The 26,610-nt window shown below is 71.7% G+C and carries 25 protein-coding genes; 11 read left to right on the forward strand and 14 right to left on the reverse strand.

The genetic code is table 11. The features are described 5' to 3' along the window. Nucleotides 1-20 precede the first annotated feature (20 nt). The 3 genes from narH to narI are packed head-to-tail and all read left to right on the forward strand — an operon-like array spanning nucleotide 21 to nucleotide 2,913. Nucleotides 21-1,625 carry a nitrate reductase subunit beta gene (gene narH, locus ABZ833_RS11140; protein ID WP_361044201.1) on the forward strand — a complete coding sequence of 535 codons (1,605 nt, stop codon included), beginning with the start codon at nucleotides 21-23 and terminating at the stop codon, nucleotides 1,623-1,625. Next, nucleotides 1,622-2,191, forward strand: coding sequence for a nitrate reductase molybdenum cofactor assembly chaperone (gene narJ / locus ABZ833_RS11145; protein ID WP_361044203.1), 570 nt, complete (start codon nucleotides 1,622-1,624; stop codon nucleotides 2,189-2,191). Before narH ends, narJ begins: the two co-directional genes overlap by 4 nt. Further along, the gene (narI, locus tag ABZ833_RS11150) at nucleotides 2,191-2,913 is read left to right on the forward strand and encodes a respiratory nitrate reductase subunit gamma (RefSeq protein WP_361044205.1); all 723 of its coding nucleotides are present in this window, start codon (nucleotides 2,191-2,193) and stop codon (nucleotides 2,911-2,913) included. Before narJ ends, narI begins: the two co-directional genes overlap by 1 nt. Before the next feature lie 38 nt (nucleotides 2,914-2,951). Here narI and dnaK read toward each other — a convergent pair whose 3' ends face one another. From dnaK to ABZ833_RS11165, 3 genes are all read right to left on the reverse strand, one after another. Next, nucleotides 2,952-4,814 (reverse strand): molecular chaperone DnaK, encoded by a 1,863-nt coding sequence (gene dnaK / locus ABZ833_RS11155; RefSeq protein ID WP_361044207.1) that lies wholly within the window; start codon nucleotides 4,812-4,814, stop codon nucleotides 2,952-2,954. A gap of 149 nt (nucleotides 4,815-4,963) precedes the next feature. Next, on the reverse strand, nucleotides 4,964-5,389 hold the full coding sequence (locus ABZ833_RS11160; RefSeq protein WP_361044210.1) for an OsmC family peroxiredoxin: 426 nt from the start codon (nucleotides 5,387-5,389) through the stop codon (nucleotides 4,964-4,966). 163 nt (nucleotides 5,390-5,552) lie between these two features. Then, complete coding sequence (locus ABZ833_RS11165) at nucleotides 5,553-6,143, reverse strand: TetR family transcriptional regulator (protein WP_361044212.1); 591 nt, start codon at nucleotides 6,141-6,143, stop codon at nucleotides 5,553-5,555. A 137-nt stretch (nucleotides 6,144-6,280) separates the two neighbouring features. On the opposite strand from ABZ833_RS11165, the gene ABZ833_RS11170 reads away from it, so the two are divergent. Together ABZ833_RS11170 and ABZ833_RS11175 are read left to right on the forward strand one after the other, a co-directional pair. Next, complete coding sequence (locus tag ABZ833_RS11170; protein WP_361044215.1) at nucleotides 6,281-6,514, forward strand: hypothetical protein; 234 nt, start codon at nucleotides 6,281-6,283, stop codon at nucleotides 6,512-6,514. Between the two features lie 122 nt (nucleotides 6,515-6,636). After that, the gene (locus ABZ833_RS11175) at nucleotides 6,637-8,271 is read left to right on the forward strand and encodes a DUF6345 domain-containing protein (RefSeq protein ID WP_361044217.1); all 1,635 of its coding nucleotides are present in this window, start codon (nucleotides 6,637-6,639) and stop codon (nucleotides 8,269-8,271) included. Between the two features lie 58 nt (nucleotides 8,272-8,329). Here the strand turns inward: ABZ833_RS11175 and ABZ833_RS11180 are convergent, their stop codons facing one another. The 3 genes from ABZ833_RS11180 to ABZ833_RS11190 form a co-directional block, all read right to left on the reverse strand. Further along, nucleotides 8,330-9,730 carry an amino acid permease gene (locus tag ABZ833_RS11180; protein WP_361044219.1) on the reverse strand — a complete coding sequence of 467 codons (1,401 nt, stop codon included), beginning with the start codon at nucleotides 9,728-9,730 and terminating at the stop codon, nucleotides 8,330-8,332. An 82-nt stretch (nucleotides 9,731-9,812) separates the two neighbouring features. Further along, nucleotides 9,813-11,981, reverse strand: a complete 2,169-nt coding sequence (locus ABZ833_RS11185) for a phage holin family protein (RefSeq protein WP_361044220.1) — start codon at nucleotides 11,979-11,981, stop codon at nucleotides 9,813-9,815. A gap of 56 nt (nucleotides 11,982-12,037) precedes the next feature. Then, complete coding sequence (locus ABZ833_RS11190) at nucleotides 12,038-12,442, reverse strand: hypothetical protein (RefSeq protein ID WP_361044786.1); 405 nt, start codon at nucleotides 12,440-12,442, stop codon at nucleotides 12,038-12,040. Between the two features lie 117 nt (nucleotides 12,443-12,559). Here ABZ833_RS11190 and ABZ833_RS11195 point away from each other — a divergent pair, with 117 nt between their 5' ends. Beyond that, the gene (locus ABZ833_RS11195) at nucleotides 12,560-13,348 is read left to right on the forward strand and encodes an MBL fold metallo-hydrolase (RefSeq protein ID WP_361044222.1); all 789 of its coding nucleotides are present in this window, start codon (nucleotides 12,560-12,562) and stop codon (nucleotides 13,346-13,348) included. Then, nucleotides 13,348-13,965 carry a VTT domain-containing protein gene (locus tag ABZ833_RS11200; protein WP_361044789.1) on the forward strand — a complete coding sequence of 206 codons (618 nt, stop codon included), beginning with the start codon at nucleotides 13,348-13,350 and terminating at the stop codon, nucleotides 13,963-13,965. Before ABZ833_RS11195 ends, ABZ833_RS11200 begins: the two co-directional genes overlap by 1 nt. Before the next feature lie 12 nt (nucleotides 13,966-13,977). On the opposite strand, the gene ABZ833_RS11205 is transcribed toward ABZ833_RS11200, so the two are convergent. The 3 genes from ABZ833_RS11205 to ABZ833_RS11215 form a co-directional block, all read right to left on the reverse strand. Then, a complete protein-coding gene (locus ABZ833_RS11205) occupies nucleotides 13,978-14,964 on the reverse strand; it encodes an MBL fold metallo-hydrolase (protein ID WP_361044224.1) in 987 nt (328 codons plus the stop codon). Between the two features lie 863 nt (nucleotides 14,965-15,827). Continuing rightward, complete coding sequence (locus tag ABZ833_RS11210) at nucleotides 15,828-17,075, reverse strand: aminotransferase class I/II-fold pyridoxal phosphate-dependent enzyme (protein WP_361044227.1); 1,248 nt, start codon at nucleotides 17,073-17,075, stop codon at nucleotides 15,828-15,830. 110 nt (nucleotides 17,076-17,185) lie between these two features. Next, nucleotides 17,186-17,902 carry an ANTAR domain-containing protein gene (locus ABZ833_RS11215; protein ID WP_361044229.1) on the reverse strand — a complete coding sequence of 239 codons (717 nt, stop codon included), beginning with the start codon at nucleotides 17,900-17,902 and terminating at the stop codon, nucleotides 17,186-17,188. A 79-nt stretch (nucleotides 17,903-17,981) separates the two neighbouring features. On the opposite strand from ABZ833_RS11215, the gene ABZ833_RS11220 reads away from it, so the two are divergent. Then, on the forward strand, nucleotides 17,982-19,139 hold the full coding sequence (locus tag ABZ833_RS11220; protein ID WP_361044231.1) for a GAF domain-containing protein: 1,158 nt from the start codon (nucleotides 17,982-17,984) through the stop codon (nucleotides 19,137-19,139). On the opposite strand, the gene ABZ833_RS11225 is transcribed toward ABZ833_RS11220, so the two are convergent. Continuing rightward, nucleotides 19,136-19,933: an RNA polymerase sigma factor SigF gene (locus tag ABZ833_RS11225; RefSeq protein ID WP_361044234.1), complete on the reverse strand. Its 798-nt coding sequence runs from the start codon at nucleotides 19,931-19,933 to the stop codon at nucleotides 19,136-19,138. The two genes, ABZ833_RS11220 and ABZ833_RS11225, sit on opposite strands and share 4 nt — an antisense overlap. 290 nt (nucleotides 19,934-20,223) lie before the next feature. On the opposite strand from ABZ833_RS11225, the gene ABZ833_RS11230 reads away from it, so the two are divergent. Continuing rightward, complete coding sequence (locus ABZ833_RS11230) at nucleotides 20,224-20,595, forward strand: CBS domain-containing protein (protein ID WP_361044237.1); 372 nt, start codon at nucleotides 20,224-20,226, stop codon at nucleotides 20,593-20,595. A 328-nt stretch (nucleotides 20,596-20,923) separates the two neighbouring features. Here the strand turns inward: ABZ833_RS11230 and ABZ833_RS11235 are convergent, their stop codons facing one another. The 3 genes from ABZ833_RS11235 to ABZ833_RS11245 are packed head-to-tail and all read right to left on the reverse strand — an operon-like array spanning nucleotide 20,924 to nucleotide 24,227. Beyond that, entirely contained in the window at nucleotides 20,924-21,919 is a 996-nt protein-coding gene (locus ABZ833_RS11235; protein WP_361044240.1) for an AraC family transcriptional regulator, read from the reverse strand. A gap of 44 nt (nucleotides 21,920-21,963) precedes the next feature. Next, the gene (locus ABZ833_RS11240) at nucleotides 21,964-22,575 is read right to left on the reverse strand and encodes a TIGR03086 family metal-binding protein (RefSeq protein ID WP_361044243.1); all 612 of its coding nucleotides are present in this window, start codon (nucleotides 22,573-22,575) and stop codon (nucleotides 21,964-21,966) included. 32 nt (nucleotides 22,576-22,607) lie between these two features. After that, nucleotides 22,608-24,227, reverse strand: coding sequence for an ATP-binding cassette domain-containing protein (locus ABZ833_RS11245; RefSeq protein WP_361044246.1), 1,620 nt, complete (start codon nucleotides 24,225-24,227; stop codon nucleotides 22,608-22,610). Between the two features lie 388 nt (nucleotides 24,228-24,615). Here ABZ833_RS11245 and ABZ833_RS11250 point away from each other — a divergent pair, with 388 nt between their 5' ends. Both ABZ833_RS11250 and ABZ833_RS11255 read left to right on the forward strand, forming a co-directional pair. Further along, entirely contained in the window at nucleotides 24,616-25,425 is an 810-nt protein-coding gene (locus ABZ833_RS11250) for a class I SAM-dependent methyltransferase (RefSeq protein ID WP_361044249.1), read from the forward strand. Nucleotides 25,426-25,533: 108 nt separating this feature from the next. Beyond that, on the forward strand, nucleotides 25,534-25,704 hold the full coding sequence (locus tag ABZ833_RS11255; protein WP_249586708.1) for a hydrophobic protein: 171 nt from the start codon (nucleotides 25,534-25,536) through the stop codon (nucleotides 25,702-25,704). Between the two features lie 65 nt (nucleotides 25,705-25,769). Here ABZ833_RS11255 and ABZ833_RS11260 read toward each other — a convergent pair whose 3' ends face one another. Next, a complete protein-coding gene (locus tag ABZ833_RS11260; protein ID WP_361044253.1) occupies nucleotides 25,770-26,591 on the reverse strand; it encodes a GvpL/GvpF family gas vesicle protein in 822 nt (273 codons plus the stop codon). Nucleotides 26,592-26,610 lie beyond the last annotated feature (19 nt).

Below are 26,610 nucleotides of genomic sequence, written 5' to 3' on the forward strand. Positions count from 1 at the left end.
CAGTCACCAATAGACGAGTGATGGCACAGATCGCGATGGTCATGAACCTCGACAAGTGCATCGGCTGCCACACCTGCTCCGTCACCTGCAAGCAGGCGTGGACCAACCGCGACGGCATGGAGTACGTCTGGTTCAACAACGTGGAGACCCGTCCTGGCCAGGGCTATCCGCGCCGCTACGAGGACCAGGAGAAGTGGCGCGGCGGCTGGGAGCTGAACAAGAAGGGCGCCCTGAAGCTCAAGAACGGCGGCCGCATCAAGGCCCTCCTGGAGATCTTCTCCAACCCGAAGCTGCCGGAGATCAAGGACTACTACGAGCCCTGGACGTACGAGTACAAGAACCTCACCGACGCCCCGCTGGGCGACGACTACCCCGTCGCCGAACCGCGCTCGCTGATCAGCGGCAAGCCCATGAAGATCGAGTGGTCCTCGAACTGGGACGACAACCTGGGCGGCGCGACGGAGTACGGCGACCTCGACCCGATGGTGGCCAAGACCCGCGAAAAGGCCGCGGAGAAGGTGAAGTTCGCCTTCGAGCAGACCTTCATGTTCTATCTTCCGCGGATCTGCGAGCACTGCCTGAACCCGGCGTGCGTGGCGTCCTGCCCCTCCGGCGCGATGTACAAGCGCGAGGAGGACGGCATCGTCCTCGTCGACCAGGACAGCTGCCGGGGCTGGCGCAAGTGCGTGACCGGCTGCCCGTACAAGAAGGTGTACTTCAACCACCGCACCGGCAAGGCCGAGAAGTGCACGATGTGCTACCCGCGCCTTGAGGTGGGGCTTCCCACGGTCTGCTCGGAGACGTGCGTGGGCCGTCTTCGCTACCTCGGTGTGATCCTGTACGACGCCGACAAGGTCACCGAGGCCGCGTCGGTCAAGGACGACAAGGCGCTCTACGAGGCCCAGTTGGGGGTCTTCCTCGACCCGGACGACCCCGAGGTGCGGCGCGAGGCCGAGAAGGCCGGGATCGGCCACGACTGGGTGGAAGCGGCGCGCCGCTCCCCCGTGCACGCGCTGATCAGCACGTACAAGGTGGCTCTTCCGCTGCATCCGGAGTACCGGACGATGCCGATGGTCTGGTACATCCCGCCGCTCTCCCCGGTCGTGGACGCGCTGAGCGAGACCGGGCACGACGGCGAGGACCTGGACAACCTCTTCGGCGCGATCGACACCCTGCGCATCCCCCTCGAATACCTGGCGGAGATCTTCACGGCCGGTGACGTGGGTCCGGTGCGGGCCTCCCTCGAGAAGCTGGCGGCGATGCGGGCGCACATGCGGGCGATCAACCTCGGTGACCGGCCCGACAGTTCGGTCGCCGACGCCGTCGGCATGTCGGGGCAGGAGATCGAGGAGATGTACCGGCTGCTCGCCATCGCCAAGTACGAGGACCGCTACGTCATCCCGACCGCCGCGGTCGGTGACGCGCAGCGCCTGGAGGAGTCGGCCCTTCCGGACTCGTGCAGCCTCGACTTCGAGGACGGTCCGGGGATGGGCGGGGACGGCCCGTTCGGCCAGGACTCGGGCCGCAAGCAACTCCCGCTGGTGACCATCGAGAACTTTCACGCCCTGCGGGACCGGCAGACCGCCGACGAGCAGCCATCCGCCACCGAGAAGGACACACTGTGAGCGACCATGCCGTGCTCTATCAGGCAGCCGCGCACTGCCTGTCCTACCCGGACGAGGAGTTCCGCGGACTGCTCCCCCAACTGACGGCTGCGGCACCCCAGTTGGAGAGTTTCCTGACGCACGCCGCGGCGGCCGACCCGTCCGAACTCGCCGCGCACTACGTCCAGGTCTTCGACTTCAAGAACCGTCACAGCCTCTACCTCAGCTGGTGGCGCGACGGCGACACACGGCGGCGCGGGATGGCCCTGGTCCGCTTCAAGGAGGTCTACCGGGAGCACGGCATGGAGTTCACCGGCGAGGAGCTGCCGGACTTCCTGCCCGCGGTCCTGGAGTTCTCCGCGCACGCGGGTCCCGTCCTCCTGGAGGAGCACCGGCCGGGCCTGGAGCTGCTGCGCCTCGCCCTCACCGATTTCGGCACTCCGTACGCCCCCGTCCTCGAAGCGGTGTGCGCGACGCTCCCGGGCCCGTCGCCGAAGGACCGGGCCGAGGCGCAGGCGCTCGCCCGGTCGGGGCCCCCGCGCGAGGACGTCGGCCTTGAACCCTTCGCACTGATCGGGGAGCACTGATGAGAACGCTGCTGTGGGGTGTCATCCCGTACGTGGCCGTCGTCCTCCTGGTGGCGGGCCTCCTCTGGCGCTACCGCTACGACAAGTTCGGCTGGACGACGCGCTCCTCCCAGGTGTACGAGTCGAAGCTCCTGAACATCGCGTCGCCGATGTTCCACTACGGAATCCTCTTCGTCCTCGTCGGGCATCTGGTGGGACTCTTCGTCCCCGAGTCATGGACGGAGAAGGTGGGCGTGAAGGAGCACACGTACCACCTGTTCTCGCTGTACGGCGGCACCGCGGCGGGCATCCTGCTGGTGCTCGGCATCCTGCTGCTGCTCTACCGGCGGCGCACGAACGCGCCGGTGTTCCGGGCGACGACCGCCAATGACAAGCTGATGTATCTCGTGCTCTTCGCGGCGATCGTGCTCGGCATGGTCGCCAAGCTGACGCACGCGTCGGGCGACGGCTACAACTACCGTGAATCCATTGCCCCTTGGGCGCGGAGCCTGTTCACCCTGCAGCCCGACACGGAGCTGATGGCGGGGGTTCCCGTCCTGTACCAGATCCATGCGCTGGTCGGCCTCGCGCTGTTCGCGCTGATTCCGTTCACACGGCTGGTGCACATGTTCAGCGCGCCGGTGCAGTACCTGTTCCGGCCGTACGTCGTGTACCGGAGCAAGGACCCGCGCAGGGTGGGGCCGCGTCCGGAGCGGCGGGGGTGGGAGAAGACGGGGTCCTGATCCCCTCCTGACCCCCTCCCCGCCGCTGCCGGGGCGGGCTACTCCCCCGCCTTCTTCTCCGGCTTCTCGTCGTCCACGATCTCCGCGTCGACCACGCCCTCCTCGGCCGGGGAGGACTCCGGGGGCGCCTGCTCCTGGGCGGCCTCGCCTGCGGACTCGTACATGGCCTGCCCCATCCGCTGGCTGACGGAGGCCAGCTTCTCGGCGCCGGTGCGCAGCGCCGCCGTGTCGTCGGGCCTGTCCTTCAGGAGGCCCTTCAACTCCGTGGCGGCGGCCTCGACCTCGGTCCTGGTCGCGGCGGGGATCTTCTCCTCGTTCTCGCGCAGGAACCGCTCCGTCTGGTAGACGAGCTGCTCCGCCTGGTTGCGGGTCTCCGCCGCGTCGCGCCGCTTGCGGTCCTCCTCCGCGTGCTCCTCCGCCTCGCGCACCATGCGGTTGATGTCGCCCTTGGGCAGCGCGGAGCCGCCCGTGACCGTCATGCGCTGTTCGCGCCCCGTCGCCTCGTCCTTGGCGGAGACGTGCATGATTCCGTTGGCGTCGATGTCGAAGGTGACCTCGATCTTGGGCACGCCGCGCGGCGCCGGGGGCAGTCCCGTCAGGTCGAAGACGCCCAGCTTCTTGTTGTACGCGGCGATCTCACGCTCCCCCTGGAAGACCTGGATGCCGACCGAGGGCTGGTTGTCCTCGGCGGTCGAGAAGGTCTCCGAACGCCGGGTGGGAATGGTCGTGTTGCGTTCGATGAGTTTGGTCATGATGCCGCCCTTGGTCTCGATCCCGAGGGACAGCGGCGTCACGTCGAGGAGCAGGACGTCCTTCACGTCACCCCTGATCACACCGGCCTGGAGCGCCGCGCCGAGCGCGACCACCTCGTCCGGGTTGACCCCCTTGTGCGGCTCGCTCCCGGTGAGTTCCTTGACCAGCTCCGTCACCGCGGGCATCCGCGTCGAGCCGCCCACCAGAATCACGTGGTCGACGGCCGACAGCTGCACGCCCGCGTCCTTCACCGCCTGGTGGAAGGGGGTGCGGCAGCGCTCGAGCAAGTCTGCGGTCAGCTCCTGGAACTGAGCACGGGTCAGCTTCTCCGCAAGGTGCAGAGGGCCGTCCGCCGACGCCGTGACGTACGGAAGGTTGATGTCCGTCTCGCTCGACGAGGACAGCTCGATCTTCGCCTTCTCGGCGCCCTCCCGCAGCCGTTGCAGCGCCATCTTGTCCTTGCCGAGGTCCACTCCGTGCGCGTTCTTGAACTGCCGCACCAGGTGCTCGACGATGCGCTGGTCCCAGTCGTCGCCGCCCAACTGCGTGTCGCCGTTGGTGGCCTTCACCTCGATGACGCCGTCGCCCATCTCCAGGAGCGAGACGTCGAAGGTGCCGCCGCCGAGGTCGAAGACGAGGACCGTCTGGTCGTCGCCCTTGTCGAGGCCGTACGCGAGGGCCGCGGCCGTCGGTTCGTTGATGATGCGGAGCACCTTCAGGCCCGCGATCTCTCCGGCCTCCTTGGTGGCCTGGCGCTGGGCGTCGTCGAAGTACGCGGGGACGGTGACGACCGCGTCCGTGACGTCCTCGCCCAGATAGGACTCGGCGTCACGCTTGAGCTTCTGCAGGACGCGGGCGGAGAGCTCCTGGGCGGTGTACCGGGTGCCCTCCACGGACCCGTCCTCCGGGAAGCGCCAACTCCCGTCGCCCATATGGCGTTTGACGGAGCGTGCGGTGCGCTCCACATTCGTCACGGCCTGCCGCTTGGCCACTTCCCCGACGAGTACGTCGCCGTTCTTCGCGAAGGCGATGACCGAGGGTGTGGTGCGCGCCCCCTCCGCGTTGGCGACGACCGTGGGATCACCGCCCTCCAGGACGGCCACCACCGAGTTCGTCGTACCGAGGTCGATCCCGACTGCACGTGCCATGTCCAGTCCCCTTCCACCGCGAGCCCGTTTCCCGGCGTACTTCGACCTCCATCACAAAACTTGAGCGGCCCGTTGTCAATGCCGCCTATGACGGTGCCGCCGCCCCTGAGGGGCGGCGGCACCGTCGGAGAATGGCGGAAAGCCGTGCGTCAGGCGAGCTTGGCCGTCAGCGTGATGGTCGTGCCCGTCAGCGCCTGGCTCACGGGGCAGTTCTTCTTGGCGTCCTCGGCGGCGGCGGTGAACGCGGCCTCGTCGATGCCCGGCACCGTGCCCTCGACGGTGAGGTGGATGCCGGTGATGCCGGTGCCCGGCTGGAACGTCACGTCAGCGGACGTGACCAGGCGGGTGGGCGGGGTGCCCGCGCTGTTCAGACCGTTCGAGAAGGCCATGGAGAAGCAGCTGGAGTGCGCGGCGGCGATCAGCTCTTCCGGGCTGGTCTTGCCGTTGGCCTGCTCGGCGCGGGACGGCCAGGACACGGCCTGCTCCCCGATCCCGGAGGAGTCGAAGGTGACGGTGCCCGACCCCTCCGTCAGGTTGCCTTCCCAGACCGTGTGCGCGGAGCGCGTGGTAGCCACGATGTTGATCCCTTCAGTGCGGTTCCGAGATGCGTTCCGGAACGTCCGTGCACCCATCCGATCACACCCTGACTCGGCGCACGCGGAAGACCGGCCCTCGGACGGTGAACGGCAGGCGGCCACCGGGCGGCCCAAGAGGGCGCGGGCGACAGGAGGTTCCGCCTCAGCGGTCGCCCTGACCGGCCAGCCGCCGCACGAGGGCGATCAGCGCGTCCCGCTCCGTCTCCGGCCGCTGCTCCCCGCCGAAGATCATCCGAACCGCCTGGGGAACGCTGAACCACCAGGCCCCGAGGGCCAGTACGGCGTAGAACAGCCCCCTGGGGTCGAGGGCCGGGTCCAGGGTGCCGTCGCTCTGGGCCTGGGCGAGCGCCTCGACCCTGGCCCCGTACGTCACGGTGCGCTCGGCCTCCTTGAGGGCGGGGGCGCCCTTGTCGCGCAGGCCCTCCCAGTGCAGGAGCCGGATGAACTGGGGGCGGGAGCGGTGGTAGTCGTACAGCCGGCCCGCGTACTCGCCGAGGTCGGCGGCCTGTTCGACGGTGACGGGGATCGTGGTGGCGATGCGGTCGAGCTCGGCCTCCAGGACGTGCCCGAAGAGCTTCTCCTTGTTGCCGAAGTACTGGTAGATCCGCTCCTTGTTGACGCCCGCCCGCGTCCCGATGCGGTCGATGCGGGCGCCGTCGAATCCGTGCTCGGCGAACTCGTCAACGGCGGCGTCGAGCAGCGCCTGCCGGGTGCGTGCGGTGTCCCAGGCCATGGGCACGAGCATACCCAACCAGTTGTTTGGAGATGGTTCCGGCCTCGTGCTAGCTTTCCGGCACCAATCTCCAAACGTTTGGTTGGAGATTTCCGATCCCCCGCTCCCGGATTCCCGGACACCCCGAAGGAACCCCCATGCAGACCGCGCCCCCGCCCCGTCACCACATGGCCCTGATGATCTGGATCTCGGTCTTCCCGACCCTCACCGTCCTGGAGCTGCTCTTCCACTCCTGGCTCGCGAAGCTGCCCATGGTGGTCCAGACCCTGCTGCTCAGTGCCGCCGTGGTCCTCACGGTCGTGTACGTCCTGATGCCCCGGCTGCAGAAGATCCGCGGCAGGCTCCTCAGCAGGGAGAACCGGGGTTCCTGAGGCGCCACGGCAGTCCCGGGGCACGGTCGCTATGGCCGAAATGCCAACTGTGCAAGGCGCGGCTGCGGTGACACTTTGAGGCCCCCTCGCACGGACGAGGAGATCACTCAGGGGGTTTGGCCATGCGCATGAACTACACGGACCGCGGTCCGTCCCCGCTCGAAGGGGCGAAGCCGGGAGCCGCCGGGACCCGCGACTCGACATTCGGCTGGTGGGGCGCCTTCAGCATCCAGAAGTTCGTCAACCAGTCGTCTCTCTTCCACACGCACGCCGATGCCACCGGGTGGCTGGCGTACCTCCAGCAGTTCTACGACCGCAACTTCTGGTTCGCGGACGGCGGGGCGCAGGTCTGGGCGTACGAGGAGACGTACGACAACTGGCAGGACCGCTACGGGATGGACTCGGTGGTCGCCGTCTACCACTCGGGCCACGGCGGCATGGACGGGAACGGCGTCTTCTTCGCGCCCCTGGGCGCGGTCTGGGACGGCCGCAGCGACGCGGTCTCGAACCGGATGGCGCTGGGCAACGAGAAGGCGAACTACGTCTTCTGGTCGACCTGCACCTCGCTGCGGGTCCTCGGCGGGCACTCCCCGATCCGCACCTGGGCGGGGCCCAACATCGGCTTCCGCATGATCTTCGGGTTCGAGACCGTCAGCATCGACAGCCCGGACTACGGCAAGAAGTTCTGGGAGAAGTGGCGGGCCGGGCAGACGTTCACCGACGCGTGGCTGAACGCGAGCTGGGACATCTACAAGGGCCAGGCGCCCTCGGTCTGCGCGGTCGGCACCAACCAGGCCGACGCCACCGCCCGCCTCAACGGCGAGCGGACCCTCTACCGCGAGCACGTGCCGGACAACTGGTACGCGTGGCGCTGGTTCAACGCGCGCGACAGCCTCAGGCAGCCGCTGACGCAGGCGCCGAGCAGCCCGCAGATCGTCCAGCTCGCGCCGCGCGACCCGGGCGAGGAGCTCACCAGGATGGGCCGCATCGCCGACTTCCCGTCGGCGGCGCTGCAAGAGGTGCAGGTCGAGCGGCAGGGCGTGCTCAGCGCCACCTCGGGCGACCGGACGGTCTCCACGGCTCCGCACGCCATCCGGTGGGTCAAGCTCGCCGAGACCAACCAGCGCAATCTGCGGCAGCTGCCCACCGACCAGGCCGTCGAGACGGCGCGCACCTTCGCCGAGCAGCACGCCGACGGCGCCGAACTGGTCGTCGACAGCGTGCACGACCTGATGCAGAACTCCGGGGCGAAGGACGGCTCCGAGCTCGGGCAGCCGGTGTCGCTCGAGACGCATGTGACGTTCCGGCAGGTCTTCGACGGCGTACCGGTCATCACGCCCGACCGCGGTCTCATCCGCGTGGCGCTCGACAACGACGGGACCGTCGTCCAGGCGCAGATCTCCACGCGCGAGGCCACCGGCACGACGCGCGAGCCGAGCACCGACATCGCGCCGCCTCCCGCCGGCGGCAAGGCGGCTGCCGCGCCGCGGGCCCGCGACCCGCACGAGGCGCTCGCGGCTGCCCAGCGGAAGCTGCTCGCCGAGCTCGCCGCCGTCACGGCCGACGCCGAGCAGGGCGGCAAGGGCGCGAGGGCCCAGCAGGATCCGCAGGTCAGGGACGTGCCGGGCACGTTCGACGTCGGCTATGAGATCGAGGGCAACGAGGCCTACCCGGCCGCCCGCAAGCTGATCGAGATCGGCCCGCCCGACGGCATGTTCACCACCCGCCGCTGGGTGGTCGCGCCGCTCGCCAGGTAGTCCGGCACCGTCCGATCCGACACAACAGGAAGGTCCCGGGCCGACGGGGGTCGGGGAATCAGTGGGTGGCGGGCCGCTCCTTGCGGGCCGCCATCCATGCGTAGACGAGCACGCCCGCGAAGAGGAACAGGACGCCCTGGTAGACGGCCGCGTATCCGGACCCGGCGACCAGCCACATGGAGAACCCGCACGCGATGCCCGCGAGGACGCCGTCCCGCACCAGGCGGGCCCGGTTGACGCGCTCGCCCTGTCCGGAGACGAGGAAGTAGATCTGGGCGGCGGTGGCCAGGAGGTAGGGCACGGTCGCGGTGAACGTGGTGATCAGGACGAGGGACTCGAAGACGCCGCTCGATCCGGCCGTGTAGTTGTAGACGGTGAGCAGCGAGGCGAGGACGACGGTGACCAGGACTCCCATGGTCGGCACGCCGCGCCGCTTCCTCGCGAAGGCCGGCGGGAAGAGGCCGTCCTTGGCTGCCGCGTACGGCGTCTGGGCGCTCAGCAGGGTCCAGCCGTTCAGGGCGCCGAGGATCGACACGACCGCCGCGATCGCCACCGCGCTGCCGCCCCAGGAGCCGCCGAACATGACGTTGACGGCGTCCGAGAACGGCGCGGTGGAGCCGACGAGCTTGTCGTGGGCGACGGTGCCGAAGACGGCGAGGGTGCCGAGCAGATAGACGAGGGCGGCGCCGAGGGTGCCGAGGATGGTGGCGCGCCCGACGTTGCGCCGCGGGTCGCGTACTTCACCGGCGCTGACGGCGGCCGACTCCACTCCCAGGTAGGAGAAGAGCAGGATCGCGGCGGACGCGGAGATCGCACCGACCGGGCTGTCGTCGCTCGCCCGGAAGGGCCCGAGATTGGCGCTGTCGAAGAAGAAGAGCCCGCCGACCGCGACAAGGATCAGCGGCAGGAACTTCAGGACGGTGGCGACGACCTGGACCGCGCCGACGTACCGCGTGCCCGCGAAGTTCGCGAGCGCGGGCAGGAGTTGCAGGACGAGGGCGGCCAGGCAAGCGGTCCACTTGTGGCCGCCCACCGGTATCAGGACGTCGAGATAGCCGACGGCCGCCACGGCGAGCGCGGCGTTCGACACCCAGGCGGTGGCCCAGTAGGACCAGGCCGCGAGGAATCCCGCGAAGTCACCGAAGGCCTCGCGCGCGTAGACGTACGGTCCGCCGGTGCGCGGATCGCGCTGCGCGAGCCGCCCGAAGACCAGGGCGAGGGCGATCGCGCCCAGGGTAAGGACGCCGAACGCGACGAGGCTGATGGTCCCGAAGGGGGCGACGGAGGCCGGGAGCAGGAAGATGCCGCCGCCGATGATGTTGCCCATGACGAGGCAGGTGGCGATGGGAAGGCCGAAGCGGCGAGCATGCTTGCTGGGCTGCTCCTCGGGCCGCTCTGTCCGCTGTTCTTCCTGGTCGGGGGCCGGAGCCGTCTTGATCGCGGTTCCGGTGTCGTGCATGGGGTGGTGCCTCTCATCGTGCCGGACGCCCGGGATCGCCGGGGCGTCAGACATGGTCGGACACGGCGGGAACCGCGCAAAATCAGCGTGTTTTGTCCTGCGCGGCAGGGTCGACGGCCGCAAAAGCTGTGCCGCTCGCGTCGCCCGACCGGGAATCGTCCGCAGCCCCGGCAACCCCTCCCACCAGCGGAATCTCGGGTCCTTGGTACTCGCCGAGCCAGCGCCGGAGCACGTCGTGGACCCGCTCGGCGCCGACGAGTTCGTGCCCCTCGTCGAGCGGCGCGGAGAGCACGAGGGGCGAGAGCAGGAAGGGATGGGCCTGGGCGCCGCCGAGTCCGCCGTGCGAGCCGATCTGCTCCTCGAAGGCGAGGACTTCGCCGTCCTGGGGGTCGTACCAGGAGTTGACCATGATGTCGGCGACGTGCGGGAAGCCGTCGGTGCGGCGCACGGCGTCGGCGGCGCCCGGCCCGAAGTCGGCGAGCGGCCCGAGGTCGCCCGCGTCCTCGTCGAGGTACACCTCGCTGCCGCGCGCGCCGAGGACGACCGGGCCGCGCTCCTGACTGCGTACGAGGAGGAAGCCGATGCCCGGGTGGTTGGCGAGGGTGGGCAGCAGCGCCGGGTGGCGCAGGTCGATCTCCTCGCGGGTCATGCGGCGTGGGACGTCGGGGAAGGAGACGAGGCCGAGGTTGCCGGACGCGAGCACGATGGGCTCCGCGCGGCGGGCGGGGCGGTGCTCTCCCGCGCCTTCCTCGACGGGGCGGCGCAGGGCGGTGCGGACCGTCGAGCGGGCCTCGGCGCCGCTGTGCGTGCGCTGGGCCCTGCGCGGCACGGGAAGGCCGCAGCCCGCCCTGACGAGGTCGCCGAGGGTGAGGCCGTAGCGGGCGCGGAAGGTCTCGCCCGGGCTCTGGCCGTGGTCGGAGAGGACCACGATGCGGTAGGCGCGGGGGGCGTGTTCGGCGACCTTCGCGATCAGCGCGAGGGACCGGTCGAGCCGCTGGAGCACCTTGTCCACGTCGCTGCCGACGGGCCCCGAGTGGTGGGCCACTTCGTCGTACGCGACGAGGTCGGCGTAGACCGCGCTGCGCCCGGCGAGCATGTCCCCTATGACCGCGGCGACGACGACATCGCGCTCGACGACGGTCGCGAAGGCGCGGATGAGGGGGTAGAGCCCGCCACGGCCGATGCGCGGGCGGCGCTTCCTGATCCGGGCGCGGGTCGATTCGCCGATCTCGCGGCCGACTTCGGCGACGAAGGACAGGGCGGTGCGGACGGCGTTGGCGGGGTCGGAGAAGTAGGCGAAGTACCCGGCGCGCGAGCGGTTCTTTCTGCCGCGGCGTGCGGCCATGGAGAGCACGAGGGCGAGCTGCTCGGCGCCGCCGCTGAAGAGGTTGCCGCGGCTGGCTCCGTCCAGGGTGAGCAGGCCGCCGTCGCCGGTGCGCTCGATGGCGCGGCGCTGGAGTTCGACGGCGGACGCGGGCCGGTTGGAGACCATGACCTCGCCGGTGTCCTTCTCGTACCAACGGAAGGCGGGGACGTCGTGGTTCGAGCCGTGCAGGATGCCGAGCTGGCTCGCCCCGGTCTGGCTCGACCAGTCGGTGCGCCAGGGCGTGAGGCGATGGCTTGGCTCGCCCCCGTGCCCGAGCCAGCCCGCGACGGTCGGCATGAGGCCCTTGTCCGCGGCGGTGCGCAGGACGTCGTGGCCGACGCCGTCGAGCTGGATGAAGACGGTGCCGGGCGGTACGGGGCCGACCTGCCCTTCGGAGCGGCGGCGGCGCCTGCGGTCGGCGAGGCGGTAGAGGCGGCGGCGGTAGGCGTCGTCGTCGCGGACGGCGAGGGCACCGCCGGTGGCCGAGGCGACGGCGGACATGACGGCGGCGACCACGACGGCGGTCTCCGGGTTGGCGTCACCGCGGCCGTCGGGGATCAGCCTCAGGGCTAGCAGGAGCAGCGACCCGTTGAGGAAGAAGGCGAGAAGACCGAGCACGAGCGCGGGCACGAGGAGCAGCGCCCGCACGAGCAGCGGCCACACCAGCGAGGAGAGCAGGCCGAAGGCGCCGGCGCCGAGGGCCGCGGTGACGGCGATGCGGGTCGCGCTGTCACCGTCGTCGGACTGCAGCTGGAAGTCCGGCAGGATCCCGGCGAGCGCGAGCATGGTGAGCGTACTGACCAGCCACACGGCGACCGAGCGCCACAGAGCACTGCCGACCGCCCGCCATCGCCCTCGCCCCACGCCCGCCGCCTCACGTTTCATGACAGATCCGGACACCAGCGTGTCACAGGGTGAACGGGCCGGTGGGCGGGGACGGATCAGCGGCCGTCGTATCCCGCGGTCGGCATGGAGAGCCGCCGGTGGACGTGGGCCTTCATCACCGCGTCGTACGACGGTTCCGCGAGGCCCGCCGTCTCGATCCGCACACCGCGCCGCCCGCACTCCGCGGTGAACTCGTCCGGCGAGCGCAGCGCACGGTCGAGGACCCGGCGGCTCGGCACGACGAAGAGGTCCACCAGGCCCTCGTCGACGTCCGTCCAGAGCACGGCGTGGTCGGCGGGCAGCCCCCGGACGACGAGCTCCCGGGTGATGACGTATCCCCGGGCGGTGGCCCACTGCGCGCACATCGCGTGCTGGCTGCGGGAGTCCACCAGGAAGGGGTCGGCGTCCAGCTCCTCCAGCGGTGTCAGGCTGGCGATCGCCGCGACCCGCACCACTGTCACGCTCGCGGCATCTCCCATCGCGTTCCCCTCACCTCTGGCGTCCTCACCACTGGCGTCAGCCGAAGACCCTACTCCTGGCCGTAGGCTCGTAAACAGTCGCGCGAAGGAGGAACCGGAGTGCCGGTGGAGATCACCTGGTGGGGTCATGCCACCTGCACGGTCGAGGATTCGGGGTTCCGGGTGCTCACCGACCCGCTGTTCGCCCCGCGCCTGGCCCATCTGCGCCGGCGCAGGGGCGCGCTCCCGCCCCCCGAGGCGGCCGTCGCCGATGCCGTGCTCGTGTCCCATCTGCACGCCGACCATCTGCATCTGCCGTCCCTCGCGCGGATCGCCCCCGGCACGCGCGTGCTGCTCCCGCGCGGCGCCCGCCGGCACGTGCCGGGGCTGGCGCGCAGGCTCTCCCACCTGCATCTCATCGAGGTCGTGCCGGGTGACGAGGTGCGGGTCGGCGACCTCGTCGTCCGCGTGGTGACGGCGCGGCACGACGGGCGGCGGCTGCCCGTGGGACCGCACGGCACGCCCGCTCTCGGTTTCGTCGTGCGGGGTGAGGCGCGGACGTACTTCGCCGGGGACACCGGGCTCTTCGACTCGATGGCCGACGAGGTCGGGGACGTCGACGTGGCGCTGCTTCCGGTCGGCGGCTGGGGGCCGTATCTCGGCCATGGTCACCTCGACGCGGCGCGCGCGGCCGTGGCGCTGGCGAGGCTCGCGCCGCGCAGCGCGGTTCCGGTGCATTACGGGACGTACTGGCCGATCGGCATGGACGCCGTACGGCCGCATGAATTCCACACGCCGGGCGAGGAGTTCGTACGTCAGGCGGCGCGGCTCGCACCCGAGGTGGCGGTGCACCGTCTGGGGCACGGCGAGAGCGTGCGGCCCGAGGTCACCAAGGGAGAGCCTCAGTGATCCTCGCCGCGGCGGCCCAGGTGCCGCCGGAGTCGACGCAGCAGGCGGTCGGCTATCCCTCGCTCTTCCTGCTCATCGTGCTCGGCGCGCTGGTGCCCGTGGTGCCCACGGGCGCGCTGGTCAGCTCGGCCGCCGTGGTGGCCGTCCACCAGGACGCGCCCTTCGCGCTGCTCATGGTGTTCGGCGTATCGGCGTTCGCCGCGTTCCTCGGGGACATGGCGCTGTACTGGCTCGGGCGGCGCGGGATGCGGTCGAAGAACGGTTCGCGCTGGCTCGCGGCCATCCGTGACCGGGCGCCCGAGGACCGTCTTGCGCAGGCGCAGGAGAAGCTCGCGGACCACGGCGTCCTGGTCCTCGTCCTGTCCCGTCTTGTCCCCGCCGGGCGCATCCCGGTGATGCTGGCCTGCCTCATGGCGAAGATGCCGCTGCGCGAGTTCGCCCGCGGGGATGTGCCCGCGTGCCTCGCCTGGGCCGTGACGTACCAGTTGATCGGCATTCTCGGCGGCTCCCTCTTCGCGGAGCCGTGGCAGGGAGTGGCGGTGGCGGTCGGTCTGACGGTGCTGATCAGCGTGGCGCCGACGGTGTGGCGCAAGGTCAGGCGTACGGCGTCTTCCTAGTACGGCGTCTTCCTAGGCGAGCACGCGGGACGCGCCGACCGGCAGATCCCACAGGTCTTCACGGGACCGTCCCGCCTTCTCCCATGCCGCGCGCACCCGGGTCAGCGGTTCGAGGACGGGCTCGCCCGACAGCAGGAACGTCCCCCAGTGCATCGGGGCGAGGCGGCGCGCCCCGACGTCGGCCGCGGCCCGTACCGCTTCCTCCGGGTCGCAGTGGACGTCGCTGAGCCACCATCTCGGGTGGTAGGCGCCGATCGGCAGGAGCGCGAGGTCGATGCCCGGATAGCGGGCGCCGATCCGCTCGAACCAGTGGCCGTATCCGGTGTCGCCCGCGAAGTAGACGCGCTGCCCGTCGCCGTCGGTGAGAACCCATCCGCCCCAAAGCGTCCGGCACGTGTCCACGAGACTCCGCTTGGACCAGTGGTGGGCGGGCACGAAGTCGAGGCGTACGCCGCCCAGTTCGGCGGCCTCCCACCAGTCCAGCTCGGTGACGCGACTGAACCGGCGGCGCGTGAACCACCGGCCGAGCCCGGCGGGCACGAACACCGGTGTCTGTCTGGGGAGTCGGGCGAGGGTCGGGGCGTCCAGGTGATCGTAGTGGTTGTGGCTGATGACGACCGCGTCGACCCGCGGCAGCGCACTCCAGGCCACGCCCGCGGGCGTGACGCGGGCCGGGGTGCCGAGAATCTTGCGCGACCAGACGGGATCGGTCAGAACGGTGAGCCCACCGACCCGCACCACCCAACTGGCGTGCCCGACCCAGGTGACGGCGACGGTGCGGGAATCCACGCGCGGCAGGGGACCCGGCTCGAAGGGCAACCGCTGAATGTCGGCAAGACCTTCGGGACCGGGCCGCAGAGCCCCCTCCCGAGCAAACCGCGCGAGGGCCCGCAGCCCCGGCAACGGCGCGGTGAGCCGATCGGCGAACGACTTGGGCCACAGGCGGGGGGCGCCGGGGGCGCGGGGCGGGGCGAGGGGCGTCGGGGGTGCCAGTGGCATTGCGGGCGCTGCGGGCGGGCGGTCGAGGAGAACGGCGGAGGAGAGAACGCAGGGCCCGGCTTCGGCGGACCTGGTGTCGCCGGGGCGGGGGTCTGCGGGCCGGGCATCCGCGCGGCGGGCGGCTGCATGCCGGGTGTCGGCATGCCGGGGATCTGTGTGCCCGGCATCCGCACTCCGGGGATCCGCGCGCCCGGCATCCGCACGCCCCATGCCTGCGTGCCCAGCATCCCCGGACCCGGCATCCGCATTCCGCTTGTCCGCACGCCCCGCGTCCACGTGCCCCACATCCACGTGCGGGCTGCCCGCGTGCCCAACGGCCGCACGCCGGGTGTCCGCGCGCCAAGTGCCTGCCCGACCCGCTTCCGCGGACCCAGCATCCACGTGTCGGTTGTCCGCCTGCTCGGCGTCCACAGGCCGAACGTCCGCACGCCCCGCATCCACGTACGGGCTGCCCGCGTGCCCAACGGCCGCACGCCGGGTGTCCGCGCGCCAAGTGCCTGCCCCACCCGCTTCCGCGGACCCAGCATCCACGTGTCGGTTGTCCGCCTGCTCGGCGTCCACAGGCCGAACGTCCGCACGCCCCGCATCCACGTGCGGGCTGCCCGCGTGCCCAACGGCCGCACGCCGGGTGTCCGCGCGCCAAGTGCCTGCCCCACCCGCTTCCGCGGACCCGTCATCCGCATGCCGGGGGCCCTCGCTTCCGACGCCCGCACGCCCGGCGGCCACGGACCGCGCGTCCGCATGCCCGGTATCCGCTGCCCGCGCCGTCGGCTGCGGTTGTTCTGGCTGCTCCGTCCGGCCCGCTCGCCGTGGGTGGATCGCGTGGTCGTCCTGTTGCGTCTGGTCCGTCTGCGTCTGTTGCTTCACCGAGGAGGCTCCATTCGCTGTGCTGCTGCGCGGAGATCGTCGAAGGCCGATCCAAGCATGCTCAACGCCCGTTCCACGTGCGGCAATTCCAGCGCGTCCGGTGCGGTGAGAGACGTCATCCGCTCCTGCCGGGTTGAGCCGAGCAGCGGTCCCGTGGACAGGCGTACGCGCAGCGCGCCCAGGTCGTCGCCGAAGCGGTGGCCGCCGGGTGCGGGCATCGCCAGGCGTTCGCCGAGGAAGTCCTCCAGGTCCTGCGAGTCGCCCACGCCGCGTGCGGCGAGGGCCGGGCGGAGGGGGCCGAGGTCCACGTAGAAGTGGCGGCCCGCCCGCGGGGGCAGGGCGAGCGCGCCCGCAGCGAGCACCTCGCGCTGCGCGGCGGCGGCCACCCGCGCGTGCAGGCGGGTCGCGCGGTCGAGGCGGTCGGTCACCTCGTCCGGCTCTCCCAGCGCGTACGACGCCGCCGCCCCGACCGGCGCCGCGACGCATGCCCCGAGCGCGGTGAGGACGTCCAGGGTGCGGGCCCGCAGCGCCGCGCCGCGCGCACCGGCCGGGAAGCGGGCGACCGCGGCGGGCCAGCCCGGCGGCAGGAAGGCCCCGGAGAGGTCGGTCAGGACCGTCACCCGCTCGGGGGCCATCTCGGCGGGGCCGATGAGCAGGGTGTCGTGCGGGCGGTGCAGAGTGTCGCGCCAGGTCTCGTCGCTGACGATGTGCAGCCCTTCGTCCGCCGCCGCCTCCACGGCTTCGTGCAGCAGTTCCGGCGGCGGCACGGTGGCCGTCGGGTCGTCGGCGACGGAGAGCACGAGCAGGCGGGGAGTGCCGCCCTCGGCGCGGATACGGCGGACGGTCTCCAGGAGGGCGTACGGATCGGGGACGCCGCCGCACTCGGCGGGCGTCGGCACGTGGTACACCGACCGGCCGAGCAGCCGCACCTGCGGCGCCCACCAGGCGGGGCAGGGACGCGGGAGCAGCACGTCGCCGCCGCCGAGCGCGGCGGTCAGCGCGAGCAGCAGCGGCGCGGCCCCGGGCGCGGCGGCGACCTGGTCCCGCTCCCCCGGGAGGCCGCGCCGGGCCCAGTAGCCGCTCGCGGCGTCCAGGAGGGCGGGGCTGCCGCCGGGCGGTTCGGCGTGGGCGCGGCCCGCGGCGCCGGCGAGCACGGCGGACAGCTCGGGCAGGACCGGGAGGCCTGGCTCCGGCAGGGGAGGTCCGTACCGGACAGGGCCACGGCCTTCGGGTTCCGTCCGCATGAACCCATCGAAACGTGACGGGCCGCTCCGCGCGCGCGGGAGCCTCCGGCCGAGTGGTTTCTCCTCCCGGGGCCTGCCCGGTCCTGGGGCCCGCCCCGGGAAGAGAGCGGTCAGCCTTCCTCCGCGGCCAGTCCCGCCAGCTCCCGCTCAAGGCCCTTCCCGCGCGTCTCCACCACCGCCGACGCGACGTCGGAGAGCTTGCGGTTCGTGGTCTGGGAGATGCGGCGCAGCATCGCGAAGGCCTTGTCCACGTCGCAGCTCAGGACGTGCATGATGATGCCGCAGGCCTGGTCGACCACGGGGCGGGTGCGCAGGGCCGTGCCGAGGTGGTCCAGCTCGGCGAGGGCCGCGCGGTAGCGGCGGTCGCGGACCAGGCCCGTCGTGGCGAGGTCGCCGAGCGCCTGGGCGGGGCCGTGCGGCACGTCGTCCAGGGCGCCGGGGCGGAAGCTGAACAGGGTCAGCGTGACCGTGAGCCCCGCACGCTGGAAGGGGAGCGTGATGCTGGAGCGTACGCCGGAGTCGAGCGCCATGGCGCGGTACTGGGGCCACCGTTCGTCCCGCAGAAGGTCACCGGTCTCCACCGGCGCGCCCCGCTCCTGCGCGTCCGGGATGGGCCCGTCGCCCGAGCGCAGCTGGACGGAGACCAGACCGGCCAGGTCGGGATGGGTCACCGACGCGGGGTGTTCACTGCCGCCTTCCGACACGGTCGTGCCCGCGCCGCAGCACGCGGGGGTGCAGCGCACGGCCTGTTCGGCGAGTTCCGAGAGCCTGCGTCCCGGCAGAGCTGATTCCGGTCCTGCCAGGTCCGGTTCCGGTAAGAGTGGCATCGTGTTCTTCCTCCTCCGCCTTCTCTCCGCCTTCCCGTGAGTACCCCCGGAAAACAGCCGCAGCGGATACGTTCTGCACATGGCCAAAATGGAGGAGTTCGGTGAAGAGATTGCGGATTTCGTGCGCCGCGTCGCCGAGTTGAAGTCGGCACGCTCCGTGCCGACGGACGACCTCGGCACCGTTCTCGACGCGGCGATCTTCGAACTCGACCATGTCGCCGACCAGTTGAGGCCGCTCTACGAACGTCTCGCCGCCGAGGGCCACTTGGGCGGCGGCACGTCCGACCGGGACGAGGAGCGGCTCCTGCGGGCCCTCTTCCAGCGGCTTCCCCTGCCCGTCGCCCTGGTCGACCGGGAGGCGGTGGTCCGGCGGATGAACTTCGCCGCGACCGGCTTCACGGGCGTCCGCGCGGGCTACGCCACCGGCAGGCCGCTGACCGGATTCCTGCTGCACGCGGACCGGGTCGCGTTCCGCTCGCAGACCGCGGCGGTCGCCCGCGGCGAGGGCGACCGCAGCCTCACCGTCCACCTCCAGCGCACTCCGCACCTCCCGGTCCGCGCGACGCTCACCGCGCTGCGGCCCGGCGCCGAACCGCGTACGGCGGTCCTGGTGGCGCTGCAGCCGGGCACGCCGCCCGCCAGCTCGGGCGCGGCTCCGCAGGAGAACTTCCGCACGCACGCCCCCGACCTCGGCGAGGCGACCCGGCACACGGCCCGGATGGACCTCGCGGACGCCATGACCACGGCGCTGCTCACCGCTCCCGCCGGGGACCGCGCGGCCGTGCTCGAACGGGCGGCAGCCGTGCTGCACCCGCGGTTCGCGGACTGGGTGATCGCTGACGAGGGGGCCGCACGGGCGCGGCGCAGGACCGTCCTCGGGCCGAAGGACGCACCGGTCGGCGACGTCCTGGCACAGGACCCCGCCGCGTGCCCCCTCGTCGTCGAGGCGGCACGCGGCGGGGCGCCCATGCTCCAGGTCCGCCCGGAGGACCCGGACTCCTTCGGCCGGGACCCGTCCGGCGCCCCCGTCCTCGTACGCGCGCAGGTGACGTCCCTGCTGTGCGTGCCGCTGCGGGGACGCCCTGACGGCCCGGTGGAGGGTGTGCTCACGCTGTTCAGGAGCGGGGCGCGGCTCGCCTTCTCGATGGCCGAGGCGCAGGCGGTGGACGTGATGGCGCGCCACATCGCGCTGGCCATGTCCCGACCGCCGGGCCGCCGGGCCGCCGAGAGGGACTAGGCGGCGTCCTGCATGACCTGGTCGCGCAGGCGGTCGCAGCAGCGGCTGATCAGACGGGAGACGTGCATCTGCGAGATGCCGAGCTGCTCGGCGATGCGGCTCTGCGTCATGTCGCCGAAGAACCGCATGTAGAGGATGTCGCGCTCCCGCTCGGGCAGCGCGGCGATGCGGGGCTTGACGGCCTCGCGGTCGATGACGACGTCGAGCGCGGGGTCGGGCGCGCCCAGGACGTCCCGCAGCGCGTATCCGTCCTCGCTGCCCGGCAGTTCGGCGTCCAGGGAGAGCGCGGTGAAGCTGTCGAGCGCCTCGAGGCCAGCGGCCGCGTCCTCCATGGAGAGCTGCGCCTTCTCGGCGATCTCGGCGAGGGTCGGCGCGCGTCCGGGCACGGTCTGGGCCAGGTCCTGCCGGGCGAACCGCACCCGGTTGCGCAAGTCCTGTACACGGCGCGGCACATGGAGGGTCCACATGTGATCGCGGAAGTGGCGCTTGATCTCGCCGGTGACGGTCGGCACGGCATAGCTCTCGAAGGCACTGCCGCGCTCGGGGTCGTACCGGTCGACGGCCTTGACCAGGCCGAGTGCCGCGACCTGACGCAGGTCGTCAAGGGCTTCGCCGCGGTTGCGGAACCGGCCGGCGAGCCGTTCGGCCATCGGCAGCCAGGCCTTGACCAACTCCTGGCGCAGAGCGTCGCGTTCGGGACCCTGAGGCATCTCGGTGAGCCTGCGGAAAGCGGCGGCGGTGTCGGGGGCGTCGTCGTGCGGATGGCGCTTCGTCTGTCGCGCGTCGGATCGCATGATGCGTCGCAACTCCCTTGTGGGGTGCCTTGGGTTGAGGGGTCACCGTGGGAGGCGCGCACAGTCGCGGCGGGCACACCCGGGGCGAGCGCGGATCGCTCCCACGGACGTGCCTCCGGTCCGAAGCACTGTCTACTTCGCCTGCCCCGAGGTCCTGGGCGCAAACACAGGTGTGCCGTGGCGGGTGCACCGGCCGGGTCCCCCGACTTCTTCCGGGCAAACCCGCATGGACCGGCCGCACAGGGGTACTGCGGCGGGACGCACTCACCCCCGCAGGAAGGGCCGCAACCATGGCTGTTGTCGTAAGGGACGTCATGACTCCGGGCGTCATAGCGGTGGGCCCCGATGCCTCACTGGTGGAAGCGGCCCAGCTGATGCGCGCGCAGGACATCGGCCATGTCCTGGTGGCCACGGCCGGTCGCGTGGTCGGCGTGCTCACCGACCGGGACATCACGCTGCGGGCCGTCGCCGACGGCGCCGACCCCCTCACCGTCAGCGCGCAGGCCGTCTGCACCCCGAACCCGGTGATGGTCGCCCCGGACGACGCGGTGTCGTCCGCGGTCAGCCTGATGCTCGAGAACGCCGTGCGCAGGCTGCCCGTCGTCGAGAACGGGCAGCCGGTGGGCATGGTGACCCTCAGCGATCTCGCCGCATCGGCCTGAAGCCGGGCACACCGCTGCCCCGGCCCTCGGCCGGGCGGGGGCCCGGCCCGGTCCTGAGGGAGCGGGTCCGGTTGCACGGTGGTGCGGGGGGAGCGACCGGACCCGCGGCGCGGGCCCGGCCCGGCCTGGGGCCGGGCCGGATCATCCCCGGCGGTCCGTCACGGCCGTGCCCCTGGGGCGGGTTATGGACCCGTGGGCAGCGACCGGCCCAACCGGTGACAGCTGAAACGATAAATCAGTCGCCTCATGGTCACGATCCGCTGAGCGCGGCCGCTGTCCGGATAACGCACGGTCCGGGCGGCGGGCGGTGCTGCCCGCTTTCCGCCGTTCAGCCCCGCAGCGTCTTGGACGGCAGCTCCCCGAACCGGGCGTGGTACTGCTCGGCGAACCTGCCCAGATGGCTGAAGCCCCACCGGTGCGCCACCTCGCTCACACTGAGCGCGCCGGGCTCAGCGGCCCGCAGTTCGTCGCGCACCCGGGTCAGCCGCACGTCCCGCACGTACGCCATGGGGGACATGCCCACGTAGCGGCGGAACGCCTCCTGCAGCCAGCGCACCCCGACCCGCGCCTCGGCGGCGAGCCCGGCCGGGGTGAAGGGATGCTCGGGCCGCTCCTGGACGGCGTCCATCGCGCGCTTCACCGGTGCCGGGCGCAACTTCTGCACGGGAGCTGCGAGTTCGTCACGGAAGGGATGCTCCGCGCAGAGCAGCAGCCCGTTCAGGATCGCCTCCTGGAGGGGCGCCGCGACCAGCGGCGACGTGTAGAGCGACGCCGGGGCCCGCGGTGCTCCCGGCTCCTCGTCGCGCAGGTCCTCGATGACCGTGGTGACGAGCCGGGCCCAACTGCGGCCGGGGCCGCGGGTGGTGTCGAGCTCGGGGGCGAGCGTCAGCGGGGCGCGCACGGGCCTGCCGAGGAGCTGCTCGAGGCGCCGGTCGAGCGCTTCGCGGTCCATCTTCACCGCCAGGACCCGGCAGTCGCCGGTCCACCGCTCCACCACCGTGTCGCCGACGGGCTGGAACACCCCGGCCCGCTCGGCCGTCGCTACGGTGCCCGCGCCGCCGCCCTGCCGGAAGCTCATGTGCCCGCCGAGCAGTATGTTCACGTGGTAGGCGCCCAGTTCGCCGAGCCGCATGCGCACATCGGCGCCGCAGCTGAGCTCGCCGAGGGTCAGCGCACCGAGCTGCCCGATGTCGAACTCGGCCCGGAAGGCGCGCGGCCCGTCGATGACATCCATGAAATTGCTGTAGAACGTGGCACCGATCATCTGCCGTGCCTCGTCCACGTCCGCGGTCCTGAAGGACGTCCTCAGCGTCTCAGCACTCACGCGTGATCACCCGCTCCCCCGCCGTCACTCGCGCTCCCCCGCGGCTACACCTCGCGCCCCAGCAGACTCAGCAGCTCCGTCTGCGCGTCGGCGTCCTGCGGCGCTTCCACCGCGGGGGCGAAGAGCCCGGTCTTCGCCAGGTCCGCAGCGTACGGCTTGATTTCCCGTACGGAAAAGGCGACGAGGTCCTCCGGAAGCTTTTCGTCCGCTCCGATCGCCCGGGACAGGTCCCAGGCGTGCACGACGAGGTCGCCGATCATCTGCCCGCAGTAGAAGTCCGCCGCGGTTTCGCCGAAGGAGAGCTGAACCGTGCGGTCCAGGGCGCCCGGCTCGCGGAACGCCTCGCGGGACGCGGCCGCGGCCGTGTCCCAGGAGGTGACGGGGTCGGGGCCGAGGACGTCGCCGTCGAAGGCGTCGCCGACGGAGTCGATGGTGGCGCCGTCGCGGACGAGCGAGGGCACCCAGAGCTGCTCGGCGGCGAGGTGGTTGACGAGGTCGCGCACGGACCAGTCGGCGCACGGCGTCGGCGCGTCCCACTGATCGGCGCCGACCGCGTGCACCCGGTCGGTGAACAGTTCGAGGGCGGCCGAGTGCCGGGCGAGGAGCGGGTCGCCCGCCCCGTCGGACGGGCCCGCTGTGCCAGTCGTGTCTGCCATGCCCGCCATTGTCCTCCTGGCGGCAGGCGGCGCTACCGCTTCCGCTCCACCCGGCGCTCGTCCCAGACCGGCTCCGGCGTCTCGCGCACGAGGCCGTCGCTGCCGAAGACGAGATAGCGGTCGAAGGAGCGGGCGAACCAGCGGTCGTGCGTCACCGCGAGCACCGTCCCTTCGTACGCTTCGAGGCCCTCCTGGAGCGCCTCGGCCGACTCCAGGTCGAGGTTGTCGGTGGGCTCGTCGAGCAGCAGGGCGGTGGAGCCCTCCAGCTCCAGGAGCAGGATCTGGAAGCGCGCCTGCTGGCCGCCCGAGAGCCGCTCGAAGCGCTGCTCGGCCTGGCCCGTGAGCTCGTAGCGGCGAAGGCGTGACATGGCGGGCCCCTTGGCCTGGGCGTGCTCGCGCCACAGGATGTCCAGGAGCGTGCGGCCGAAGAGCTCGGGGTGGGCGTGGGTCTGCGCGAAGTGGCCCGCGACGACGCGCGCGCCGAGCTTCCAGGCGCCGGTGTGCGCGACGTCGCCGCCGGCGAGGAGGCGCAGGAAGTGCGACTTGCCGGAGCCGTTCGAGCCGAGGACGGCGACGCGCTCGCCGTAGAAGACCTCGATGTCGAAGGGCTTCATCAGGCCGGTCAGTTCGAGGCCCTCGCAGGTGATGGCGCGGATGCCGGTCCGCCCGCCCTGAAGGCGCATCGTGATGTCCTGCTCGCGCGGCGGCTCGGGCGGCGGCCCGGCCTCCTCGAACTTGCGCAGGCGGGTCTGCGCCGCGGCGTACCGCGAGGCGAGCTCATGGCTGATCGAGGCGGCCTGCCGCAGGCTGAGCACGAGCTTCTTCAGCTGGGCGTGCTTCTCGTCCCAGCGCCTGCGCAGCTCCTCGAAGCGCGCGAACCGCTCGCGCCGCGCCTCGTGGAAGGTGGCGAAGCCGCCGCCGTGCACCCAGGCGTCGGCGCCCGCGGGCCCCGGCTCGACGCTGACGATCTTCTCGGCGGCGCGGGCGAGGAGCTCGCGGTCGTGCGAGACGAACAGGACGGTCTTGCGCGTCTCCTTGAGCTTCTCCTCAAGCCAGCGCTTTCCGGGGACGTCGAGGTAGTTGTCCGGCTCGTCAAGGAGCAGCACCTCGTCGCCGCCGCGCAGCAGGGCTTCGAGCACCAGGCGCTTCTGCTCGCCGCCGGAGAGCGTGCGGACCTCGCGGAACTGCGCCTTGTCGTACGGGATGCCGAGGGCGGCGGTGGTGCACATGTCCCAGAGCGTCTCGGCCTCGTAGCCGTGGGCCTCGGCCCAGTCGGAGAGGGCCTGGGCGTACTGGAGCTGGGCGGCCTCGTCGTCGACGGTCATGATCAGGTGTTCGGCGACGTCCACGGCCTTCGCAGTCTCGCGGATGCGGGCGTTCGACACGGAGACGAGCAGGTCGCGCACGGTCGTCTCGTCGCGCACCGACCCCACGAACTGCGGCATGACGCCGAGACCGCCGCTGACGGTGACGGTGCCGCCGTGCGGCTGGATCTCGCCCGAGATCAGGCGGAGCAGGGTGGTCTTGCCCGCGCCGTTCGCCCCGACGAGGGCGACGATGGCGCCCTCACCGACACGGAAGGAGACATCGCCGAGCAGAGCTCGGCCGTCCGGCAGGTAGTACTCGATGTGCGCGGCTTCCAGATGTCCCATGCGGGGATTGTCTGTGGGTGGCACGGGTTGCTGCAAATGCGTTTCGTCCCGCCCGCCGCCCTCGGCTGGCGAAGGGGTCGGTTTTCCGACGCGTCCTGCGGCCGGGGAAAGGAAACCGTCCGCCGGGGCACCCGCGCCCCATGCCTCCGCGAACCCGCCTCGTCGCCCTGGACCACCGCACCTCGACGCCGTCGCAACCCGGCACCGGCCGGGCGCCGACCGCCTTCTGCCCCGCCTGAGCCGCAGCGCGAACCACGGCCTGCTGTGGTTCGGGGTGGCCCAGCCACCGGGTGACCACATGGTGATACGCGGGTCTCATTATTCGACATGGCGGCGTACCGTTCGATTCACCGCAGCGAGCGGCAGCGAACGTGAAGGAGTTCCCGTCATGCCGGAGGAGACCGCCGTCTACACGCATGGACACCACGAGTCCGTGCTGCGCTCCCACACCTGGCGGACCGCCGCCAACTCGGCCGCCTATCTCGTCGGTTCGGTGAAGCCGCACATGCGGATCCTGGACATCGGCTGCGGCCCCGGCACCATCACCGCCGATCTGGCCGAGCTCGTCCCCGACGGCCACGTCACGGGCGTCGACCACGCGCCCGGCATCCTGGACCGCGCCCGCGCGACGGCTGCCGAACGCGGCCTGGAGAACATGGAGTTCGCCGTCGCGGACGTGCACGCCCTGGACTACCCCGACGACTCCTTCTGCGTCGTCCACGCGCATCAGGTGCTCCAGCACGTCGGCGACCCGGTGCGCGCCCTGAGCGAGATGCGGCGCGTCTGCGCGCCGGGCGGCATCGTCGCCGCCCGCGACGCGGACTACGCGGCGATGACCTGGTATCCGAACTCCCCCGCCATGGACGGCTGGCTGGACCTGTACCGGCGGGTGGCCCGCGCCAACGGCGGGGAGCCGGACGCGGGGCGCCGCCTCAAGTCCTGGGCCCTGGAGGCCGGTTTCGACGACGTCACCGCGAGCGCGAGCACCTGGTGCTACAGCTCGGAGGAGGAGCGCGCCTGGTGGAGCGGGCTCTGGGCGGACCGCACGGTCGCGTCCGCCTACGCGGGACGCGCCGTCGAGGGCGGGCACGCCGACGCCGGTGAGCTGAGCTCCTTCGCCGACGCGTGGCGGGAGTGGGGGACGCGGGACGACGGGTGGTTCGCCGTGCTGCACGGAGAGGTGCTCTGCCGGAAGTGACGCAGGGAGTCGAGTGAAGTGGCGTGGCGCACAGTCGCACACGAGTTCTTGATTCCGCGCGTGGATCGACCCGTTGGGGATACCCGGGGCAGCAGGAGGTAAGACACTATGGTTCCTATTCTGCTCGTCCTTCTGCTTGCCCTGCTTCTCTTCGGCGCGGGGTTCGCCGTGAAGATTCTCTGGTGGGTCGCCATCGCCGTGCTCGTCATCTGGCTGGTCGGCTTCCTGATGCGCAGCACCACGGCCACCGGGTCGCGCTCCCGCTGGTACCGCTGGTAGCCGCCCACCGGTGGTAGCCGTACTCGGAACCCTGAATGTCCAGCATGTCCACGAGCCCGCGGGTCTCAGCCCGCGGGCTCGGCCGGGTCCGGACCGGCGGACTCGACGAAGCTGTACGGCGGCAGCGGGCCGCGCACCCGCAGGTCCAAGTGGGGCTGATCGGCGCGCAGTTCGTCGACCGCGGAAAGGAAGCCCACGGCCGCGTCGCGGTGCACGAGGAAGGAGAGGTCGGCCGGCCAGCCCGTCCCCTCGGGCCCCGCGTAGACCGCTTCGGTGGTCGCCTCAAGGGCGCGCCGCACATGATCGGCGTCGCTCGACTCGCGCGCCCGCACGGTCGCGGCGACCTTCTCGCCGAGGCGCAGCTTGTGCTCGTGACTGCCGCCCCCTGCCAGCTGGTTGGCCTCGACCATGGCCCGTAGTTCCGGGTTCTCCGCGAGGACCTGGTGCAGGACGGCGCGCTCGTTGTGGGAGGCCTTCACGTTGTACTCGACCCTGCTGTCAAGGGCGCGCAGCCGCTCCGTGTAGTGCTCGGCCCGTTCCGCCAGGACCGTGAGGACCGCCTCGTCGTCGGGCGCGAGGCTGCCGAAGCGCATCGGGAGCACGGCGCCCCACAGGCCGGCCTCGGACAGGACGTTCTGGTGCGCGAGCAGGTCCCGCTGCTTGGGCTTCAGGTCTCCGGGAGCGTCGCTGACGAGCGCGGCGAGTTCACCGCGCCGCACGACCCTGACGGGGAGGGGCGGTTCACCGATGCCGTCCATGCCGTTCATGCCGTTCGCGCCGTTCGCACCGCTCCCGGTGTCACCGGCGTCCCCGGCGTTCGTTTCCCTCACGTCGTCCGGCAGGTTCGGATGACTGCTTCCGACGATGCCGTAGATGTACGTGCTCACTGCTCCCTCTCCTCACCTC

It is taken from the genome of Streptomyces sp. NPDC047525 (assembly GCF_040643025.1).
In the GTDB taxonomy this organism is placed as follows: domain Bacteria; phylum Actinomycetota; class Actinomycetes; order Streptomycetales; family Streptomycetaceae; genus Streptomyces; species Streptomyces durmitorensis.

Excerpts from the sequence above, each read along its gene's own strand:
- narH (WP_361044201.1), top strand. The coding sequence starts at position 21 with ATGGCACAGATCGCGATGGTCATGAACCTCGACAAGTGCATCGGCTGC.
- narI (WP_361044205.1), top strand. The coding sequence starts at position 2,191 with ATGAGAACGCTGCTGTGGGGTGTCATCCCGTACGTGGCCGTCGTCCTC.
- dnaK (WP_361044207.1), bottom strand. The coding sequence starts at position 4,814 with ATGGCACGTGCAGTCGGGATCGACCTCGGTACGACGAACTCGGTGGTG.
- ABZ833_RS11165 (WP_361044212.1), bottom strand. The coding sequence starts at position 6,143 with ATGGCCTGGGACACCGCACGCACCCGGCAGGCGCTGCTCGACGCCGCC.
- ABZ833_RS11170 (WP_361044215.1), top strand. The coding sequence starts at position 6,281 with ATGCAGACCGCGCCCCCGCCCCGTCACCACATGGCCCTGATGATCTGG.
- ABZ833_RS11175 (WP_361044217.1), top strand. The coding sequence starts at position 6,637 with ATGCGCATGAACTACACGGACCGCGGTCCGTCCCCGCTCGAAGGGGCG.
- ABZ833_RS11180 (WP_361044219.1), bottom strand. The coding sequence starts at position 9,730 with ATGCACGACACCGGAACCGCGATCAAGACGGCTCCGGCCCCCGACCAG.
- ABZ833_RS11185 (WP_361044220.1), bottom strand. The coding sequence starts at position 11,981 with ATGAAACGTGAGGCGGCGGGCGTGGGGCGAGGGCGATGGCGGGCGGTC.
- ABZ833_RS11205 (WP_361044224.1), bottom strand. The coding sequence starts at position 14,964 with ATGCCACTGGCACCCCCGACGCCCCTCGCCCCGCCCCGCGCCCCCGGC.
- ABZ833_RS11210 (WP_361044227.1), bottom strand. The coding sequence starts at position 17,075 with ATGCGGACGGAACCCGAAGGCCGTGGCCCTGTCCGGTACGGACCTCCC.
- ABZ833_RS11215 (WP_361044229.1), bottom strand. The coding sequence starts at position 17,902 with ATGCCACTCTTACCGGAACCGGACCTGGCAGGACCGGAATCAGCTCTG.
- ABZ833_RS11220 (WP_361044231.1), top strand. The coding sequence starts at position 17,982 with ATGGCCAAAATGGAGGAGTTCGGTGAAGAGATTGCGGATTTCGTGCGC.
- ABZ833_RS11225 (WP_361044234.1), bottom strand. The coding sequence starts at position 19,933 with ATGCGATCCGACGCGCGACAGACGAAGCGCCATCCGCACGACGACGCC.
- ABZ833_RS11230 (WP_361044237.1), top strand. The coding sequence starts at position 20,224 with ATGGCTGTTGTCGTAAGGGACGTCATGACTCCGGGCGTCATAGCGGTG.
- ABZ833_RS11240 (WP_361044243.1), bottom strand. The coding sequence starts at position 22,575 with ATGGCAGACACGACTGGCACAGCGGGCCCGTCCGACGGGGCGGGCGAC.
- ABZ833_RS11245 (WP_361044246.1), bottom strand. The coding sequence starts at position 24,227 with ATGGGACATCTGGAAGCCGCGCACATCGAGTACTACCTGCCGGACGGC.
- ABZ833_RS11250 (WP_361044249.1), top strand. The coding sequence starts at position 24,616 with ATGCCGGAGGAGACCGCCGTCTACACGCATGGACACCACGAGTCCGTG.
- ABZ833_RS11255 (WP_249586708.1), top strand. The coding sequence starts at position 25,534 with ATGGTTCCTATTCTGCTCGTCCTTCTGCTTGCCCTGCTTCTCTTCGGC.